We start from the raw sequence: 17,364 nt of genomic DNA on the forward strand, positions 1-17,364 counted from the left end.
GCCTCCGTTCAAAAGACGGGCAAGCGTGACCTCTACCTTATCTTTACTTATCTTCACTCAGGCTATTCAATGAAATTGACATCGCTATTCCCCTTTCTTGTCTGGTTTAAAATTATCACCAGAGAATCGATCAAGGCTGACCTTATTGCCGGACTCACCGGTGCCGTCATTGTCCTGCCTCAAGGCGTAGCCTTTGCTACCATTGCCGGTCTGCCACCTGAGTACGGTCTGTATACCGCAATGGTGACACCCATTATCGCCGCCCTGTTTGGATCTTCCCTGCACCTGGTTTCCGGCCCAACCACAGCCATATCCATTGTTATCTTCAGTGCCATTAGTCACCATGCCGAGCCCGGCACCGCAGAATTTTTAAACCAGGCGTTAACACTCACATTCCTCGCCGGCGTCTATCAATTCGCCTTTGGTCTGGCACGCATGGGGGCACTGGTTAATTTTGTCTCCCATACCGTTGTCATTGGTTTTACCGCTGGTGCAGCCATTCTAATTGCAACCAGCCAAATGAAACACATCACCGGTATTATTGTCCCTAAAGGTGAATCCTTTCTGCATACCTGGGCTTACCTGTTCCGAGAGGCTGATAACACCAATATTTATCTGCTCATTATTGCTCTGGTGACCTTATTTACTGCCATTATCAGCAAAAAGATAGCACCCAAATTACCCAACTTGCTCATAGGTATGGTTGTGGGTAGCATTAGCGCCATACTAATGAAAGATTTTGCCACCGATATCAAACTGGTCGGTGAGATACCGGCACAACTCCCCCCATTATCCAGCCCTGAATTTTCCCTTGCCACGATCAAGTCACTAGCACCTGAGGCATTTGCCATTGCCTTGTTAGGCCTGATTGAAGCGGTATCCATCAGTCGATCAGTCGCAACAAGATCACATCAGCGCATCGATTCCAATCAGGAATTTATTGGTCAGGGTCTGTCCAACATTGTTGGTAGCTTCTTTTCCAGTTATGCTGGATCAGGATCATTTACCCGTTCCGGCATCAATTATGAGGCCGGCGCCAAAACGCCACTTTCTGCCATATTTGCAGCCATCTCATTAATGATTATTGTCTTGCTTATTGCACCATTAACCGCCTATCTTCCTATTGCATCCATGGGTGGGATTATTTTACTGGTTGCCTATAATCTTATTGATATCCATCATATTCGTCAGACCCTGCATTTCAGCAAAACAGAGTCTTCCATTCTGCTAACCACCTTCTTTGCCACCCTGTTTCTTGAACTTGAATTTGCTATTTATCTGGGCGTGATATTATCCCTTGTCTTATTTCTGGCCAAGACATCGACACCGGATATTGCCACCCTGAGCTTTGATTCTCTATCTAATGACAAGAAAAGAAAGTTGGTCAATATCAATCAAAAACCAGTGAAACAATGTCCGCAATTAAAGATAATCCGCATTGATATGTCAGTCTATTTTGGTTCCATCAATCACATACAAAAACATATTGCCAAAGTCTCTGAGGAAAACCATATCAAACACATACTGATTGTGGCGAGCGGCATTAACTTCATTGACCTTGCCGGTGGCGAGGCGTTAATAGTAGAAAATGATCGACTAAAAGAACAAGGTGGTGGGCTATATTTTGTCGGCCTAAAATCATCTGTTTATGAATTTGCAGCACGATCCTCTTTTATTAGAAAGATGGGCAGCAATCACTTCTTTGACACCAAAACACAAGCCATCAGCAGTATCTACAAACATCTGGATCCAGATATCTGTTCAACATGCCAAGCACGCATCTTCAAGGAGTGTCGATCAGGAGATGTGAAGTAATACAAGGTTGTCGCGATGAATCAGCTCTGCCTCATCGACAAAACCGAGTAAATCCTCAATCTCACTGCTGGCATGGCCTATAATCTGTTGCGTCTGACTGGTATCATAGTTCACCAGTCCGCGCGCAATCTCGCCACCATCAGGGGCGACACAAGCAACCAGTTCACCGCGTAGAAATTCGCCTTCAATATGCGACACACCAATCGGTAACAAACTTTTACCCGCAGCCTGCAAAACCTTAACTGCCCCGGCATCAAGAAATAATTTACCTCTAACCTGCAATTGCGCCGCCAACCACTGCTTATGCGCCGCCACAGGCTCACTGGAAGGCCGCAACAAGGTGCCTGGGTTCTTACCTTGGGCAATCAGAGCCAACACATTATTGGTACGACCCGAGGCAATTACCGTGCTTGTCCCTGAACGTGCTGCCCGCGCCGCCGCTTGTACCTTGGTCAACATACCACCACGACCCAACGCACCACTACCACCCGCCATCTGTTGCAAAGAGGCATCTTCAGCACTAGCCTCATGAATCAAACAGGCATCGGCATGCTCACTAGGATTCTTGTCAAACAAGCCCTCCTGATCGGTCAGGATCACCAACTGATCCGCCTCGACCAGATTCGCGACCAACGCTGCCAGACTATCATTATCGCCAAAGCAAATTTCATCGGTCGCTACCGTATCATTCTCATTCACTACAGGGATTACATTCATCTCCAGCAGTGTACGCAAGGTGCTACGGGCATTCAGGTAACGGCCACGATCCGACAGATCCTCATGCGTTAACAGGATTTGTGCCGTATGCAGACCATATTGCTGAAAGGCCGATTCGTAGGCCTGTATCAGCCCCATCTGTCCCACTGCGGCAGCAGCCTGTAGTTGATGCAGGGTATGTGGACGCTGCTGCCAGCCCAGGCGACACATACCTTCAGCCACGGCACCGGATGAAACCAAAACCAACTGTATACCCTGTTGATGCAGATCAGCCATCTGCTGCACCCAATGTTGAATAGAATCCAGCGCCAAACCTTCACCATCAGCGGTCAACAAGGCACTACCAATCTTGACTACCCAACAGTTTTTTTTATTAATCAGAGCTCTCCTCTGGCTGGAATAATTGTTCAGGAGGTATCGCAGCAACGGGTTTCGCATCAGCCTCTTCCTCATTCAATATCTCAAGGCGCTGCATAATATCCTGTACCAGAACATCAGTCCCTTCACCCGTCGCTGCCGAGATATTATAAACCGGGCCATCCCAGCCCAGTTCATCAACAATCAACTGACAAAATTCATCTCTATCTTCGTGCGCCAGAAGGTCGGTCTTATTCAACACCAACCAACGCTCACGTCCGGCAAGATCTTCACTAAACGCACTTAACTCAGCAACAATCTTGAGCGCATCCTGCACTGGATCAGCATCGGGTGAAACAGGTGCCACATCCACCAGGTGTAACAATATACGTGTACGGGCAAGATGTTTAAGGAATTGAATGCCCAGACCGGCACCCTCTGCTGCACCCTCAATCAAACCGGGGATATCGGCTACGACAAAACTCTGGTGATGTGCAATACGCACCACACCCAGGTTGGGGTACAAGGTAGTAAACGGGTAGTCGGCCACCTTGGGCTTTGCCGAAGAGACGGCACGGATCAAGGTTGATTTACCCGCATTGGGTAGCCCTAACAGACCCACATCCGCTAGTACCTTTAGCTCCAGATCCAGAATTCTACGCTCACCTTCTGTGCCTGGTTTTGACTGCCGTGGCGCACGATTAATCGAACTCTTGAAACGGATATTACCCAGACCATGCCAACCACCGCGGGCAACCAGGAGCTGTTGACCCAGTTCCGTGATATCCCCCATCAACTCATTGGTATCATGATCGTATACCACCGTACCTAAAGGCACTTTGACAATAAGGTCATCCGCTTTCTTACCCGTACAATTACGCCCACTACCACCTTCACCGGGTCTGGCAGTAAAGGTACGCTGGAAACGAAAATCAGCCAACGTATTGATACCATCATCACCTTCAAGATAGACACTGCCACCATCACCCCCATCGCCTCCATCCGGGCCACCAAACGGGATATACTTCTCACGTCGAAAACTAACAGCACCGTTGCCGCCATTACCCGCAATAATCTTAATCTTCGCTTCATCAACAAATTTCATAATAACAACATACTTTATAATTACTTAAAGATATACACCTAACTAAAAGAGCCAAAGGTTGGTAAACCCACCCACATTACAAACAAAAAAGCCCCGTACAATAACGGGGCTTTCTAACGAATATTACAACACTTAACCCGCAGCAATAATATCCACAAACTTGTGATTATTGGCACCACGCACAGCAAACTTTACAACACCATCGGCCTTGGCAAACAAGGTGTGATCCTTGCCACAACCAACATTAACGCCCGGACGGAAACGAGTGCCACGCTGACGCACTAGAATACTACCAGCGGATACTTCCTGCCCACCATAGCGTTTAATCCCAAGCCGTTTTGATTCCGAATCACGACCGTTACGGGTACTACCACCTGCTTTTTTATGTGCCATTGCTCATTACTCCCAATCACTCAAATCAACAGGTAATCCCGGTGATCTCTAATTCTGTATAAGACTGACGATGTCCCTGACGCTTCATATGGTGTTTACGACGACGAAACTTGATGATTTCAACCTTTTTAGCACGACCATTGGCACGCACCTTGGCTTCAACCTTACCACCATCAACTAATGGCGTACCTAACTTGATGTCATCGCCATCAGCAACCATCAAAACCTGATCAAACTCAACCGCATCACCTTCGGCAACGTTAAGCTTTTCAACACGTAAAACATCACCCTGGGCTACACGATACTGCTTGCCACCCGTTTTAATTACAGCATACATTACTGAATCTCCAACAATTTTGTTCAGGAAGCCTGAAAGACCGCGTATTTTATAGACTTCCCTGCCTAAGGTCAAGTCCAACTTTTACCACAAGCACTGTGGTCTTCATAGTGCCACTTGAGGTAAACTACCCCTTCTAGAATAGTACATGGAATACCATGAGCCAAGCCCTCAAGACATCGAACCAAACCCTGTCCCTTGATCAAATTCGTGAATTAATCGGGTCAGACATACAGGCTGTGGATAAGTTAATCCTTGATAGCTTGCACTCCAATGTCCTGTTAATCAACCAAATCGGACACTATATTGTAAACAGTGGGGGCAAACGCCTGCGTCCCTTGCTTGTTCTACTCGCTGCCCGCACCTGTAATTACACAGGTAACAACCATATTGATCTTGCTGCGATTATTGAATTTATCCACACTGCCACTCTGCTACACGATGATGTTGTCGATGCCTCGGATATGCGGCGGGGTAATGAAACCGCCAATGCCATCTGGGGTAATGAGGCCAGTGTATTAGTTGGCGATTTTCTCTATTCCCGTGCCTTTGAAATGATGGTAAAGACTGGCAGTATGCGCATTATGGAGATCATGGCACATACCACTAACACCATTGCCGAGGGTGAGGTGATGCAATTACTCAATTGCAATGATGCAGATACCACGGAAGCACGTTACATGGACGTGGTACAACGCAAGACTGCAATCTTGTTTGAAGCCGCTTCTCGTATCGGAGCCATCCTGGGCAAACAGGACACACCAATGGAACAGGCACTAGCTAACTATGGTCGCCATCTGGGGCTCGCCTTTCAGCTCATTGATGACGCACTGGATTACAGTGCTGACCCTGAGGAAACAGGTAAAAATCTAGGCGATGACCTGGCTGAAGGCAAGCCCACCCTACCCCTGATCTACGCTATGCGTACCGGCAACAAGGAACAACAACAGATTATTCGTCATGCCATTGAACAAGGTGGCCACGAACATATTGACTCGGTACAACAAATCATCAAGGCGACCAACGCCATCAAATATACCACTCAGAGTGCCCATGAACAGGCAGAGAAGGCGATACACGCCTTGACCACACTACCCGAATCACCCTATAAGGATGCCCTGCACACCCTTGCAGAGTTTTCGGTTCATCGCTCCTATTAAAAACGATTGCCCGGAGGAGATTGAATCCGACATCAAAGCGGCGTAATATCCTGCTAGAAGCTAGATTTTAGAAAAGTAGGCTGCTATGTGCATGACATAAACTCAGCTGACTTTCCCGTATCAATAGCTCTACGAGATACTGAATGAAACGCTATAACCACTTGTTATTATTTTGTATTTTATTGTCTGCAGAAACTTTAGCAGCAGCGGGGGACAACGGAGCAGGGATAGATCTCTGGCAAATATCCGGTAGTAATACTTTACGCTATGATTATTACAATAACTCTGGTGACATTGCGGCATCACCCTATCGTTTCAGTAATACACAGATTTACGATGAGTTTAATCTCAATTTCAAGCGGCAACTATCACCCTATAACCGGCTACAAGGCAATGTCAGTGGCTTATTTAATGATTCATTATATCGCAGCCGTTTTCAGGGTGGCAGTATAGAACGCTTCAGCTTGAAACAGGAAAATGGAGCAGTTAATCTGCCGTACCGTGCCGAAGTCGGTGACTTATTTGCCTTTCAGAGTTTTCGTACCATCCAGCGTACTCTGAAGGGCGCACAGATTGAACTGCAACCTGATTTGGCTACCGATACCCAACACTCTATCATAGTCTTTACCGGTAGTGCCTCAGCAGATTGGCGTGATATCAAATCTACGGATGGCTGGAGCAGTGGTATTTCCTGGTTAGCACAAGGTTCTGCCTGGGGCAAGCTTGCGGCCAATTTTCTCAACAATTACAAGAGCACAAATGCAACAACATTAACCGCTTCAACACAGCAGACGATATATAGCCTTGCCTACGAAAATCAGCCGCAGTGGTTTGGTCAAGCACTGACGCTTGAAGGAGAAGCGGGTTATTTTAATGGTGATCATGCTGACATTGCTGGTGTGGGTAGCGGCAAAGACAAGCAAGGCAGTGCGCTGTTCGCACAAATATCAGGCCGCCCTACTACATTGCCTGCACTGAATTACCGTCTTCGTTACGAATCCTACGATCAGGATTATCGTCCTGATACCGCCTCGATTCAGCCAGACCGTCTCTCCAGAGAGGGTCATTTGTCCTGGCGTTTTAACAATGGCCTAACATTACGCGGCCGACGGCAAAATTTTTATAGCAACAAGGGTACCGTCAACCCGCTGACAACCGATGTCTATGGCCTTAATCTTAGCGGGCCATTTTCAATTGGAAACGTATCCCCCCTGTCAGGCAATATTGATGCCTTCAAACAAACAGCAGAGAGTCGTAACCGTGCCACGATTACCGATACCCGAGTGGTCAATATAAATGTCAGTCAAAGCCTGAGTCGGGATATTTCTATTCGCGGCGGATTTTTTTATTCGAATATCAATAACAAAGCTATTCCACAAAACCTCTCCATTACGCGACAATATCTAACCGGTCTCAATTTCAAGGCTCAATGGCGGGGTTTCTCCGGCACTATATCTCCAGCATTTGTAATAAGGAGGTTGGATAACTCAGGCAAACGCACTAGCTGGGAGCGCAATCCCACCTTGAGCCTCAATGCCAGTCGTGGCCCACATACACTCTCATTTTCTCACGCGGTGCTGAGTCAGGGAGGAGCAGCCGCAGGCTTGGGGCAGTTAACTCGGACTAGTGGGATGAATTATCGCTATACACAAAAAAGCTATACTTTTGGGCTCGAAGGTAACTGGTATCAACGCAACCCCGATAGTCCCCTTAGCCGTAACACGGATGCCTGGCGTATTGGTGCTTACTGGACGTTAAACTTTGATAAACCAGTAAAGCAGGTCATCGCGGGGTCGTTAGCTGCGTCATCATCAGGAATGCGGGCTGTCGCACCATCATCACGACTAGCGCTTGATCTCACAAGACTGACACCAGGGATGATGGAAGGAGAGGCACGTAAGATCGCAATAAATAGTGATTTGGGTAAACCGACAAAACAACCGGGGCTATTGGTCTGGTTTAACCGCATTTTCCGTGATCTGGATCAAAGCCAACGATTGGTCATACAACTGTTAAATAGTGAGCTCGCGCGTTCAGCGATTATTATTGATTTTGATGACGTGGGTGACAGTCAAAGTGTTGAACAAACCTTTGAACGAGTACGCCAGCAATTATTGTTGCGCTATGGTACTCCTGACTCATTTTTCGAGCAGGGAGATTTTACTGCGAACATAGCACTGGAATTATCTTCCGAGCGTTTTTATCGTAGCATGCAATGGGAAATAGCAGATGGTGTACTGCGCTTTGGCATACCACGTAGGCTGGATGGACAAGTACGGATGGAAATACAGTTTGCACGTGAATTCCCGACTATTAAAGAGTCTCTATGGAGTCTGGAGGAATTACAATGAACGGGCGATTATCTGTAAATAAATGCGCGCAGCAGGTATTGATTGCGATACTATTGTTACTGACCATCTCGATCGCTTTTATCGGCACTAGTATAGTTCAAGCTGCTGATTTCGCTGATGCGCCAGACTCTGACCTAAATAAGTGTCGCAAGTATTATCAGCCTAGCTGTGAATATCATTACCCTACTCTGGAAGTCAATAATGGTGCTCGTCATTTGAATACCCGTGCGGCATGGCTTGGCAACTCTGTTTCAGATGAAACAGCACCCAAATCAAGTGATGACGACGATTTTCTATCGACCCAGAAGATTTACAATGCCACATGGAATGGATCACTTTATATCAATGTGCTGATTGATCACAACAGTGATGGCGACTGGGACGATCCCGGTGAATGGGTTGTTCAGAACAATAGCTATGACATTCCTAAGGGAAAATCACAAAGCATCGGCATCGCTGGTCCGCCGCCGGGTAAGTGGTACCGAATCACCTTAACCGGAAGACCCGTAACCGCCTATACAGGCAAAGGCATTTTTTCAATTGGGGAAACCGAAGATTACTTGATTGGCGCCCAAAAGAAAAAGGGGGGGGAGAAGGACTCACTTCCGTTTCCACCACTGGAATTTTGTGGGGATGGCATTATCAACCTTCCCGGTGAACAGTGTGATCCGCCCGGTGGCGGTTGTCCGGCTGGTCTGGCCTGCAACATAAACTGCCTGTGTGACGGTGAAGAGGGACTACCGCCTATACCTGGTGCTTCTCCAGGTTCATCTTCTCCAGGCCTATCTTCTCCAGGCTCGGTTTCTCCAGATTCACTATTAGCACCTCAAAAACTGAAAGGACTAGACCGTATCACTACCGGAAGCGGTCGGTGTCGATTACCTTGGCAAGGTGGCACAACCCCATGCGATGAGTGCATAAAAGGTCATGCGGGACAGAATTATGCCAAAGTATGTTATCAGCATGAGAATGAAATTGAAAAAAACCGTTTGCATGCTGAGGAACAGACGATAAAAATAAACCTACTCTATAATGCATACAATCATGAAAAAAATCGTTTAAAAAATAAAAACAGCGATCCTCTCAAGGGGATTGAATTACGAAACATCTATAAGAAATGGGCTAAAGAGAAACCATCTTACGATAGAAAGATTAAGGCATGGAAAAAAACCAAGGAGAATTGGAAGCAAGTAAAACCTGCTGTCATTGAAGACTCATTGGAAATGGCTCTCAAAAAATGCAAGGATGAAGGGATTTGCGGCAACAGCAGTAAACAAGTTAAAACTGAAGAGCCTCTGCAAGAAGATGAACGCTGTACATCTCTGATCAAGCCCAAGACCTTTAAAAACAACCTTGCACTGTTAAACGAAGCCAATCGAAATAACCTGGGAGCAGGAAAAGCAAGTAAGGTCTTAATGAATGGAATGATTGCGAAGGCAATGAATCCATATTCTATTATTCTAGATGCAAAAAAGATTGGCAGCCGGTCACTAACTGCTGAATTTGATTCACCTGGGAAAAAAATAAAAACAAGTATCACCAAAATCAATGATTGTGATTCAGTTGTTTCCACAGGAATACGAAAAAAACATTATGAGTTTACTCTCATTATTGAAAAGTATGAAATTGATAAAACAATTAGTTTCTTTAATCCAACTGAAGCAATTATTAACATAGCTGATCTTGCTTCAGCAGCTACATCTATTCCCATACAATTAACCTGGATCAGCATAAATGGAGCTATGAATGCTATTGATAAAGAATGGGCTGCGGGTGGATTTGAAGTCCTGGATTTTGCGTTTACAGCAGGGGGAGCTTTAGTTAAGGGAAGCCGTGCTGTTGCCGAAGGTGGAAAAGCTGTTGGTCATATTGGTTTGAAAACAATTAAGAAAGGATCTAAAACGGTAGTTAAATCGACTATCAAACAAAGGTTAAAAAGTGAATTATCTTCAAGTGCCACTGATATTTTAACGCCAAAGGGTACGGGTAATAAAGAAAATGTTAATAACAAATCAATGTATATTGATCAGGTTAAATCTGATATAAAATCCCGGCTTGATAAAAATCCACTGATCAATACCGTAAAGGCGGAAAAGCAGAGCATTTTGGGGCGGCTTAAACGAGGATTGCTAGGGGAACACTATATTCATCTTAAAGGAACGATAGAAATCCCTGTGGCTTATTGCATAAAGCTTAAAAACACATCTACTGAGTACAGCAGCGATATTATAACCAATTGTGAGAATATCAAAGAACCTGTTCTGGAGGATACTATAGTAACAGGTGATGACAGCCTACCAACTGAAAGCGGTTCAAAAGACGTGAATGGCTTGAATGGTTTGTTTAATATGCAGCGTATCAACCCGTGTCCTGCTTGTAGCAAAACTTATGCAGACTTTGCTGCTATACAGGCAAAAGCAAAACCACTAAAGGAAAAGATTATTCGCCAATTTGGTAGTGTTCGAGAGTGGCGAATAATGCTGGGGACAGCGGGTAAAATATTCGGCGGTTCTGCCGGTCAATTAAGGGAAAAAGCGATCAATTTGAAGAATGAAGTGGATTCGCTCAATAAACAATCAAACAAGACGCTTCTAAGTTTAACCCTATGCATGGGGAATTTATGTACTGGTACTAACAAAACCGCTTTAGAAGACCTGCCGATTGAAAGCGATTCAAATTGCCCTGATTGTGGAATTGAACTGGTGCAGGTTATAGCGGGTAGAGGGAATAACCCCTTGAGTCCGACAGACCCTGTTTCAGCGGGAACGACTAGTACCATTGTCGATACGCCCGCTACGGGTGGCGGCGGGGTTTCTGGCGACACGATACCGCCAGTCATTTCTGCGCCTGCCTCTATTACGGTAGCGGCAACGGATATGAATGGAATATCTGTGGCCAATGCAACCATTCAGGCTTTTCTTGCTGCGGCAACGGCGACAGATAATGTTGCTGTGGTAGGCTCGGTGACAAACAATGCACCACTGGTTTTTCCGGTGTTACCGAATATGCCCACAGGCAACACAACGAATGTGATTTTTTCTGCCGTCGATGCAGTAGGCAATATTGGTACCTCTACCAGTAGCGTGACTGTGGTGGATCAATCAGCACCTGGCCTGACCTTGCCAACATCAATTACCGTGACGGCATCTTCTGGTGCTACAAGTGTTCCTGCTAGTAACGCCACTATAAGCACGTTTTTAAATGCTGCGCAAGCCCTTGATGACGTAGATGGCATGATAGCTGCACCTGCAGTGTCACCTCCAGCCAATTTCTCAGTAGGCACGACGACAGTGACCTTTAAAGCTACAGACGGCGCAGGAAATGTGCAAACAGGTACCCGTACGGTTACCGTATTAGCATCGGCAGGATTGCCAGCGATAATAGATGGACGTTGGCAAATGACATGTGATTTGGCATTTGGTTCTGCAGCGGATGCCACTACTGTCAATACATTGATGGGCACGCCAATGCCAAGCAATCCAATGTTGGTGATCACGGGGAACAGTAGCAATTTTGTAATAACCACTTTACCTCCAGGCGATTTTGCAGCAGGACCAGCGACAGAAAATCTTGCGACGACAGAAAATGATCTGATGCTGGGTTTTGCCAGTACCATAATATCCAGCAATGGTCATACCTTTAATGTTGGCATGGGAGAAACATGGACTTTCGATTTCCCTGTAGCGGGTCAACACGGACTACAATTATCATGGCAGATATTTACTCAAGCGCCTGACCCGATTATCAGCGTGCAGTACAATTGCAGCGGAAATAAAGCACCATGAAGATCATTTTTGTAAGATATTGCATGGTATGCCTATTGGCAATAGTGGCCGGGGCTAGTCCGGGACTTAACCTGAAGGCGAGTGAATTTCGCGCATTTAGCCTGATTCGTTCACCATCCAGTGAACGTAGCAACCTGGTTTCGCAGTCTTCAGTTGCGTTAAAAACTGATATTCAGGTTGTATCAAGCAAGATGGTGCAGGATGCTGTAAGCAAGCTGGTTGCAGCCTGGAATAGCAATGGCCTAAGTACAATAGTCACTGATAGCTTTATTGATAAATCTCGTTTGCTGGATTCTGTTAATAGTCAGATACCCCGCGATGCACAATTACGCGTGCTTGCCATTCAAAATACACGCACCCTTAATCAACATGTAGCTGATTCACCGAGTGGCAAGCTCCTGGTGAGTTTGGTTTCTACAACTTTGCGTACACAACTTGAGTTTAATGATCCTGCTCAGGGTTTTCAACGTCGGGAAGGGACAAATGAATATATTCTGCGTATTAAGCAGCGATACACGCCCTGACTACACTACCCGAATCCACCCTACAAGGATGCATTGCACAGCCTTGCAGAATTTTCAGTCAATCGATCTTATTAAAAACGATAAGCGGCGTTTATATATACATAACGCCCCGGCTCATTAATCAACATCACATCACCCGTAGCATCCGCTAACAGGGTCAAATCCTTATAGGTATTGGTTGTACTATAGGTCTTGTTCATCACATTATCGATCCCCAGAGTCAGGGCAAGATGCCTACTCAATGTATGCTGCAATTTCAGATTTAATACAGCATAGGAATCAATCGCCTGCTCTCCATTATCGACATCGAAATACCTCCATTCATCCATAGCCACCAACTCAATTATTGCACTACTTCTCAATGCATAATCATAATTCAAGGTAAGATTAACCTTTAACGGAGGGATCTCGGCAAGATCTGTATCTGTCTGCCCCGTCAGTGTCTGGTTCTTCTGTCCACGCTGCCAGGCAAGACCAAAATCCAGATAAACCTCGTCATTAATAAACCAGGAACCACGAACATCAAGACCATAAATGGTGGCATCAACATTTTCAAAATTATTACTGGCATTACCGGCGTTGTAATAGATGAAGTCATTCAACCAGCTATGAAACAGCCTGACCTTAAGAGTTAAATCCTGGTAGTTCTTCTCTATACCAAAATCAAGCTCGGTATTGGTTGTTTTATTCAATGTAGGTGTACCAACGGTTACATTCATCATTGAACGAAAATAGAGCTCTCTGGCATCCGGTACGCGGGAGGCCCTGCCAATACCAGAAAAATACCGCGTACTACTATCAGGCTGATATGAAGTAAAGACAAAGGCACTCAATCCATCATAATCCCTTGATGAATGCACACCGGTTTGAGGGACAATCGAGGTATTATCATAACGCACACCAAGCTTCGTACTCAGGCTGAAGTATCTCTTCTCAATCTCGGCAAATACGGCTCTGTTTCCGGTATTGACATCATCAATACTCTTTCTACCCGTTATACCCGCCTTGGTACCCTTTCCGATATAGGTTCCATCCCAGTTTCGCAGGCTGGTATCCAGCCCGACAACAATCCGGGTATCCTTATCAAGAACAAACTTGTTACTGATCTTTAATCCTCTCATATCACTTTCCAGAGAATTAGCCAATTCATCAACAGAGTTAATACCTGATGCCATTCTATAAAAAGTGGACATCGGATGTTCGACCGTTGACCGATAGATCTGTATATCAAGTGAACGGGAATAAACCCCCAGGTTCCTGATTGAATAATCCAGATCCAGCATATCTGAGTTATCATAAAGTGCATCCATCTTGCTGGAGGGATAAAGCACATTATCACTACGATTGGCGGTATAACTCAACTTCAGATCCTGATCTTCAGTCATATCCAGATATAACTTACCCATAACAACCTGCTTCTTATAGGCATCCATACCAGCATACTGTGCCTGATAGCGTGGATTCATACCCGCCATTGCGGTAGGATTGAGATGACTAATCTGATCAGAAAAATTATTACCATCGCCGTCCTCGTACTGCTCACTGGTCTCCCTGGACATTCCCAGCAAGACCCTGGCCTTGTCATTACCACCACTCACCGTCGCTGATAATTTCCGGTAATCCCAACTCCCTGCATTCAAACTCACCTCACCCTTAAAGGCCTGTGAAGGGTTTCTGGTACTAATCCTTACCGCACCACTCAAAGTACCTGAGTTTTCCACATCATAAGGACCTTCAATAATCTCGATACCATCAATTGTATTATTCAGTACATAAGAGATCGGTGGATCCATTCGATTAGGACCAGCCCCATAGATCCTGGCACCATCAATCAGGACATTGATATTGTCCTTTTTCTGCCCACGCAAAATAATATCATTAGCGATCCCGCTTCTACGCACCAGTGATATACCAGGAAGGTTCCGACTCAGGGCCTCAGCCAGATCTGCCGATTTCACCTCCTCGCCACTCACATCAGCGAGTCTTGTACTCTCAACCATGATAGTTGCTTCACCCATACCGGCTGCCTGTAACTCAATCAGCCACAATAATAATAGATAGATACCTTTTTTCATTCAAACATTCCCCTTTATAACAAACCAGCCTCAATTCAACTCAATTCAAAAATCATGGAATAATTAACCAATACCGGTACCTCAATACTCTCGGGAGGCCTGGGAAATGGAGATGACTGTGTAACCGCATCCCCTGCAGCAGAACGCAATACTGAGTACCGACCATCAACCAGCAGATCCTTTATGCTGCCATCCTCCATTAACCGGAAAGACACCTTGACTACATCCTCATAACCCCGTTTCCGCGCACTATGCGGGTAATATCTGGCTGACTCAATAATGCGTAATATCGAAGCAAGGTAGACTTCCCTCATCTCATCACGAAAATCAGTCTGACTCACATCATCAAGCTCTACCATTGACTCCATTGCAGTCAATAGTGGTGCTGCCACTGCCCGTTCAACAACAGGCTCCGCTAACTCTTCAGGTTCAGGAATCCATGACTGTTGCTGATCCATCGGTACAAATACCTCAACAGGTACTAATTCAACCTGCTCCTGTATAGAACCACCTATCTTTTTATGCACAGGTATTACCGGGGCAGGTATCACGGGAGCAGGTACTGACTCCATAACACTTATTGCCTGCATTCGTGGCTGTAGCATAATATCCAGTCGTACTCCGTAATCGGGGATTGACTTCGATACAGTGGAAGAAAAATAAAAGAACACCAATAAATGAATAAGCAACGATGTAACCATTGCCAAATCCCAGGGTTTGTCTCTCACAGCTTGAAAAACATGTACATTCATTTAATCCATAACCCTGTTTAAGGAAGAAAAACCATCTGATATTAAAAGGATACGGGATCATTCATGGATCGGGAATGTGACATAGTGTCGCACCCCCAATATCTACTTGCTAAATAGAAGTCTTTATGAAATATTCTATACATGTCAGCATCCGAACCAACATTGCCCTACGCCAACAAAACCAACCTCAATCGACTATTTCGTCTGCGCAATGCCCTGATTATTACCCAGATACCTGCATTGTTATTCGTCTATTATGGCCTGGGTATCCTGATTCCAATTGATACCTGTAGTCTGATTATTGCCCTGCAGGCCCTGTTTAATGCTTATGCATGGATACGGATAAAAAACAGCAATGAAGTCAGTGATAATGAGATCTTCATCCACCTCACACTGGATGTTCTTGCCCTTTCTGCTATGCTGTATTTCACTGGTGGTGCAACCAATCCCTTTATCATTCTGTTTCTATTCCCTCTGGCCATTACAGTCACCATCCTGCCAGCAAAATACGCCTGGATACTCGCATCTATTACCATTACCTGCTACAGCTTGCTGATGTGGAAATACATCCCCTTACCAATCGACCATAGCATGCACACCCCGAAACATAATGATGAGTATAATCTTCACATTATTGGTATGTGGCTAGCCTTTATCGCTATTGCAGGCCTTATTACACACTATGTATTTAATATGGGTAACACCCTGCGTAAGCAACAAATACTGCTGACACAGGCTAGAGAAAAATCACTACAGGATGAACAACTGATCATGCTGGGCACCCTCGCTGCCAGCACTGCCCATGAACTGGGCACACCTCTGGGAACCATGCTATTGCTGACCAATGAGATCAAGAATGAACTGAAACAGGCACCGGAACTTGTACTCAATGATCTGGATAACCTGAACCGACAGATTGAACGTTGCAAACTTGCCCTGTCACAACTATCCACATCAACGGGTGGATCCCCCCTGCAAAATGGCAAGGCAATGAAGATTGAAGACTACTTCCATCAACTACTGAAGGAAATCCTGGAAAGCAAACCTCAGGCCAGAATAAAAACCCAATGGAACAACACAAACCCCGACGCCCTGATCCTTGCCGATCGTAGTCTAAGCCAGGCCTTGAGTAACATTATCAATAATGCGATTGAGGCCTCAACAGAGGCCGTAGAATGGCACGCCCACTGGGATCAAAAACAACTAAAAATCACCATCAGTGACCGTGGGCCAGGCCTTAGTGAAGAGGCAATATCAACCATTGGTAACACCCCCTTTAGTGAAAAGGAACATGGGCTTGGCCTGGGTCTGTATCTCGCTCATGCGATTATCAAACGACTGAATGGAGAAGTGAGCCACCGGAACCGTAAAGATGGCGGTAATTGCACCGAGATCAAGCTACCCTTGATCTATTAAATAAAGGTAAACCTGTGACGACAACTGATAAACCAACCACCCGACTACTATTGCTTGATGACGATGAAGCCTTTAGCAATATCCTTACGCGCACACTCAACCGACACGGCTATGAAGTCTCCACCGCATCCAGTATCCAGCAGGCCTGTCTACTGGCAGAGCAAAACCGGTTTCCTTATGCCATTATTGATCTATGTATTGGTTCTGAGTCAGGCCTGACTATGGTCGAACACCTGATTAAACGAGATGTGAATATTCGCATCATCATCCTCACTGGCTATGCCAGTATCGCTACCGCAGTCGAGGCTATCAAACTTGGGGCAATCCATTACCTGACCAAACCTGCCGATGCCGATGAAATAATCAATGCCTTCAAACAGGAAAGCGGCAATCCCGATATCAAACCTGCACAAAATCCGATGTCAGTAAAACGAGTGGAGTGGGAACACCTGCAGAGGGTACTACAACAACATAATGGCAACATCTCGGCAACAGCTCGTGCCATAGGCATGCATCGCAGAACCCTGCAACGAAAACTACAGAACCGACCCGTCAGGAAATAACCATGAAATATTAT

Annotated in this window: 13 protein-coding genes; 7 read left to right on the forward strand and 6 right to left on the reverse strand. The window is 45.6% G+C overall.

Going from position 1 to position 17,364, the window contains the following annotated elements; genetic code table 11:
• The first annotated feature begins 69 nt into the window (after window positions 1-69).
• Complete coding sequence (locus tag GXP22_11395) at window positions 70-1,815, forward strand: SulP family inorganic anion transporter (protein ID NOX10065.1); 1,746 nt, start codon at window positions 70-72, stop codon at window positions 1,813-1,815.
• Here GXP22_11395 and GXP22_11400 read toward each other — a convergent pair.
• From GXP22_11400 to rplU, 4 genes are all read right to left on the reverse strand, one after another.
• Entirely contained in the window at window positions 1,798-2,970 is a 1,173-nt protein-coding gene (locus GXP22_11400; GenBank protein NOX10066.1) for a glutamate 5-kinase, read from the reverse strand. The two genes, GXP22_11395 and GXP22_11400, sit on opposite strands and share 18 nt — an antisense overlap.
• The gene (gene obgE, locus GXP22_11405) at window positions 2,906-3,994 is read right to left on the reverse strand and encodes a GTPase ObgE (protein ID NOX10067.1); all 1,089 of its coding nucleotides are present in this window, start codon (window positions 3,992-3,994) and stop codon (window positions 2,906-2,908) included. The genes GXP22_11400 and obgE overlap by 65 nt, the downstream gene beginning before the upstream one ends.
• Before the next feature lie 132 nt (window positions 3,995-4,126).
• Window positions 4,127-4,387 carry a 50S ribosomal protein L27 gene (rpmA, locus tag GXP22_11410; protein NOX10068.1) on the reverse strand — a complete coding sequence of 87 codons (261 nt, stop codon included), beginning with the start codon at window positions 4,385-4,387 and terminating at the stop codon, window positions 4,127-4,129.
• A 25-nt stretch (window positions 4,388-4,412) separates the two neighbouring features.
• Window positions 4,413-4,724, reverse strand: a complete 312-nt coding sequence (gene rplU / locus GXP22_11415; protein NOX10069.1) for a 50S ribosomal protein L21 — start codon at window positions 4,722-4,724, stop codon at window positions 4,413-4,415.
• 191 nt (window positions 4,725-4,915) lie between these two features.
• Between rplU and ispB the strand changes: the two genes are divergently transcribed.
• The 4 genes from ispB to GXP22_11435 all read left to right on the forward strand — a co-directional run bounded on the left by ispB (window position 4,916) and on the right by GXP22_11435 (window position 12,544).
• Entirely contained in the window at window positions 4,916-5,884 is a 969-nt protein-coding gene (gene ispB / locus GXP22_11420; protein ID NOX10070.1) for an octaprenyl diphosphate synthase, read from the forward strand.
• A gap of 143 nt (window positions 5,885-6,027) precedes the next feature.
• Window positions 6,028-8,235, forward strand: coding sequence for a hypothetical protein (locus GXP22_11425; protein NOX10071.1), 2,208 nt, complete (start codon window positions 6,028-6,030; stop codon window positions 8,233-8,235).
• Window positions 8,232-12,020: an HYR domain-containing protein gene (locus GXP22_11430; protein ID NOX10072.1), complete on the forward strand. Its 3,789-nt coding sequence runs from the start codon at window positions 8,232-8,234 to the stop codon at window positions 12,018-12,020. The genes GXP22_11425 and GXP22_11430 overlap by 4 nt, the downstream gene beginning before the upstream one ends.
• Window positions 12,017-12,544 (forward strand): hypothetical protein, encoded by a 528-nt coding sequence (locus GXP22_11435; protein NOX10073.1) that lies wholly within the window; start codon window positions 12,017-12,019, stop codon window positions 12,542-12,544. The genes GXP22_11430 and GXP22_11435 overlap by 4 nt, the downstream gene beginning before the upstream one ends.
• A 71-nt stretch (window positions 12,545-12,615) precedes the next feature.
• Here GXP22_11435 and GXP22_11440 read toward each other — a convergent pair whose 3' ends face one another.
• Window positions 12,616-14,619, reverse strand: a complete 2,004-nt coding sequence (locus GXP22_11440) for a TonB-dependent receptor (protein ID NOX10074.1) — start codon at window positions 14,617-14,619, stop codon at window positions 12,616-12,618.
• Between the two features lie 35 nt (window positions 14,620-14,654).
• Window positions 14,655-15,371 (reverse strand): hypothetical protein, encoded by a 717-nt coding sequence (locus GXP22_11445; protein ID NOX10075.1) that lies wholly within the window; start codon window positions 15,369-15,371, stop codon window positions 14,655-14,657.
• Between the two features lie 141 nt (window positions 15,372-15,512).
• On the opposite strand from GXP22_11445, the gene GXP22_11450 reads away from it, so the two are divergent.
• Together GXP22_11450 and GXP22_11455 are read left to right on the forward strand one after the other, a co-directional pair.
• Window positions 15,513-16,787, forward strand: coding sequence for a HAMP domain-containing histidine kinase (locus GXP22_11450; GenBank protein ID NOX10076.1), 1,275 nt, complete (start codon window positions 15,513-15,515; stop codon window positions 16,785-16,787).
• Window positions 16,788-16,801: 14 nt separating this feature from the next.
• Window positions 16,802-17,350 carry a response regulator transcription factor gene (locus GXP22_11455; protein NOX10077.1) on the forward strand — a complete coding sequence of 183 codons (549 nt, stop codon included), beginning with the start codon at window positions 16,802-16,804 and terminating at the stop codon, window positions 17,348-17,350.
• Window positions 17,351-17,364 lie beyond the last annotated feature (14 nt).

Source organism: Gammaproteobacteria bacterium, from assembly GCA_013151035.1.
Classification (GTDB): domain Bacteria; phylum Pseudomonadota; class Gammaproteobacteria; order JAADJB01; family JAADJB01; genus JAADJB01.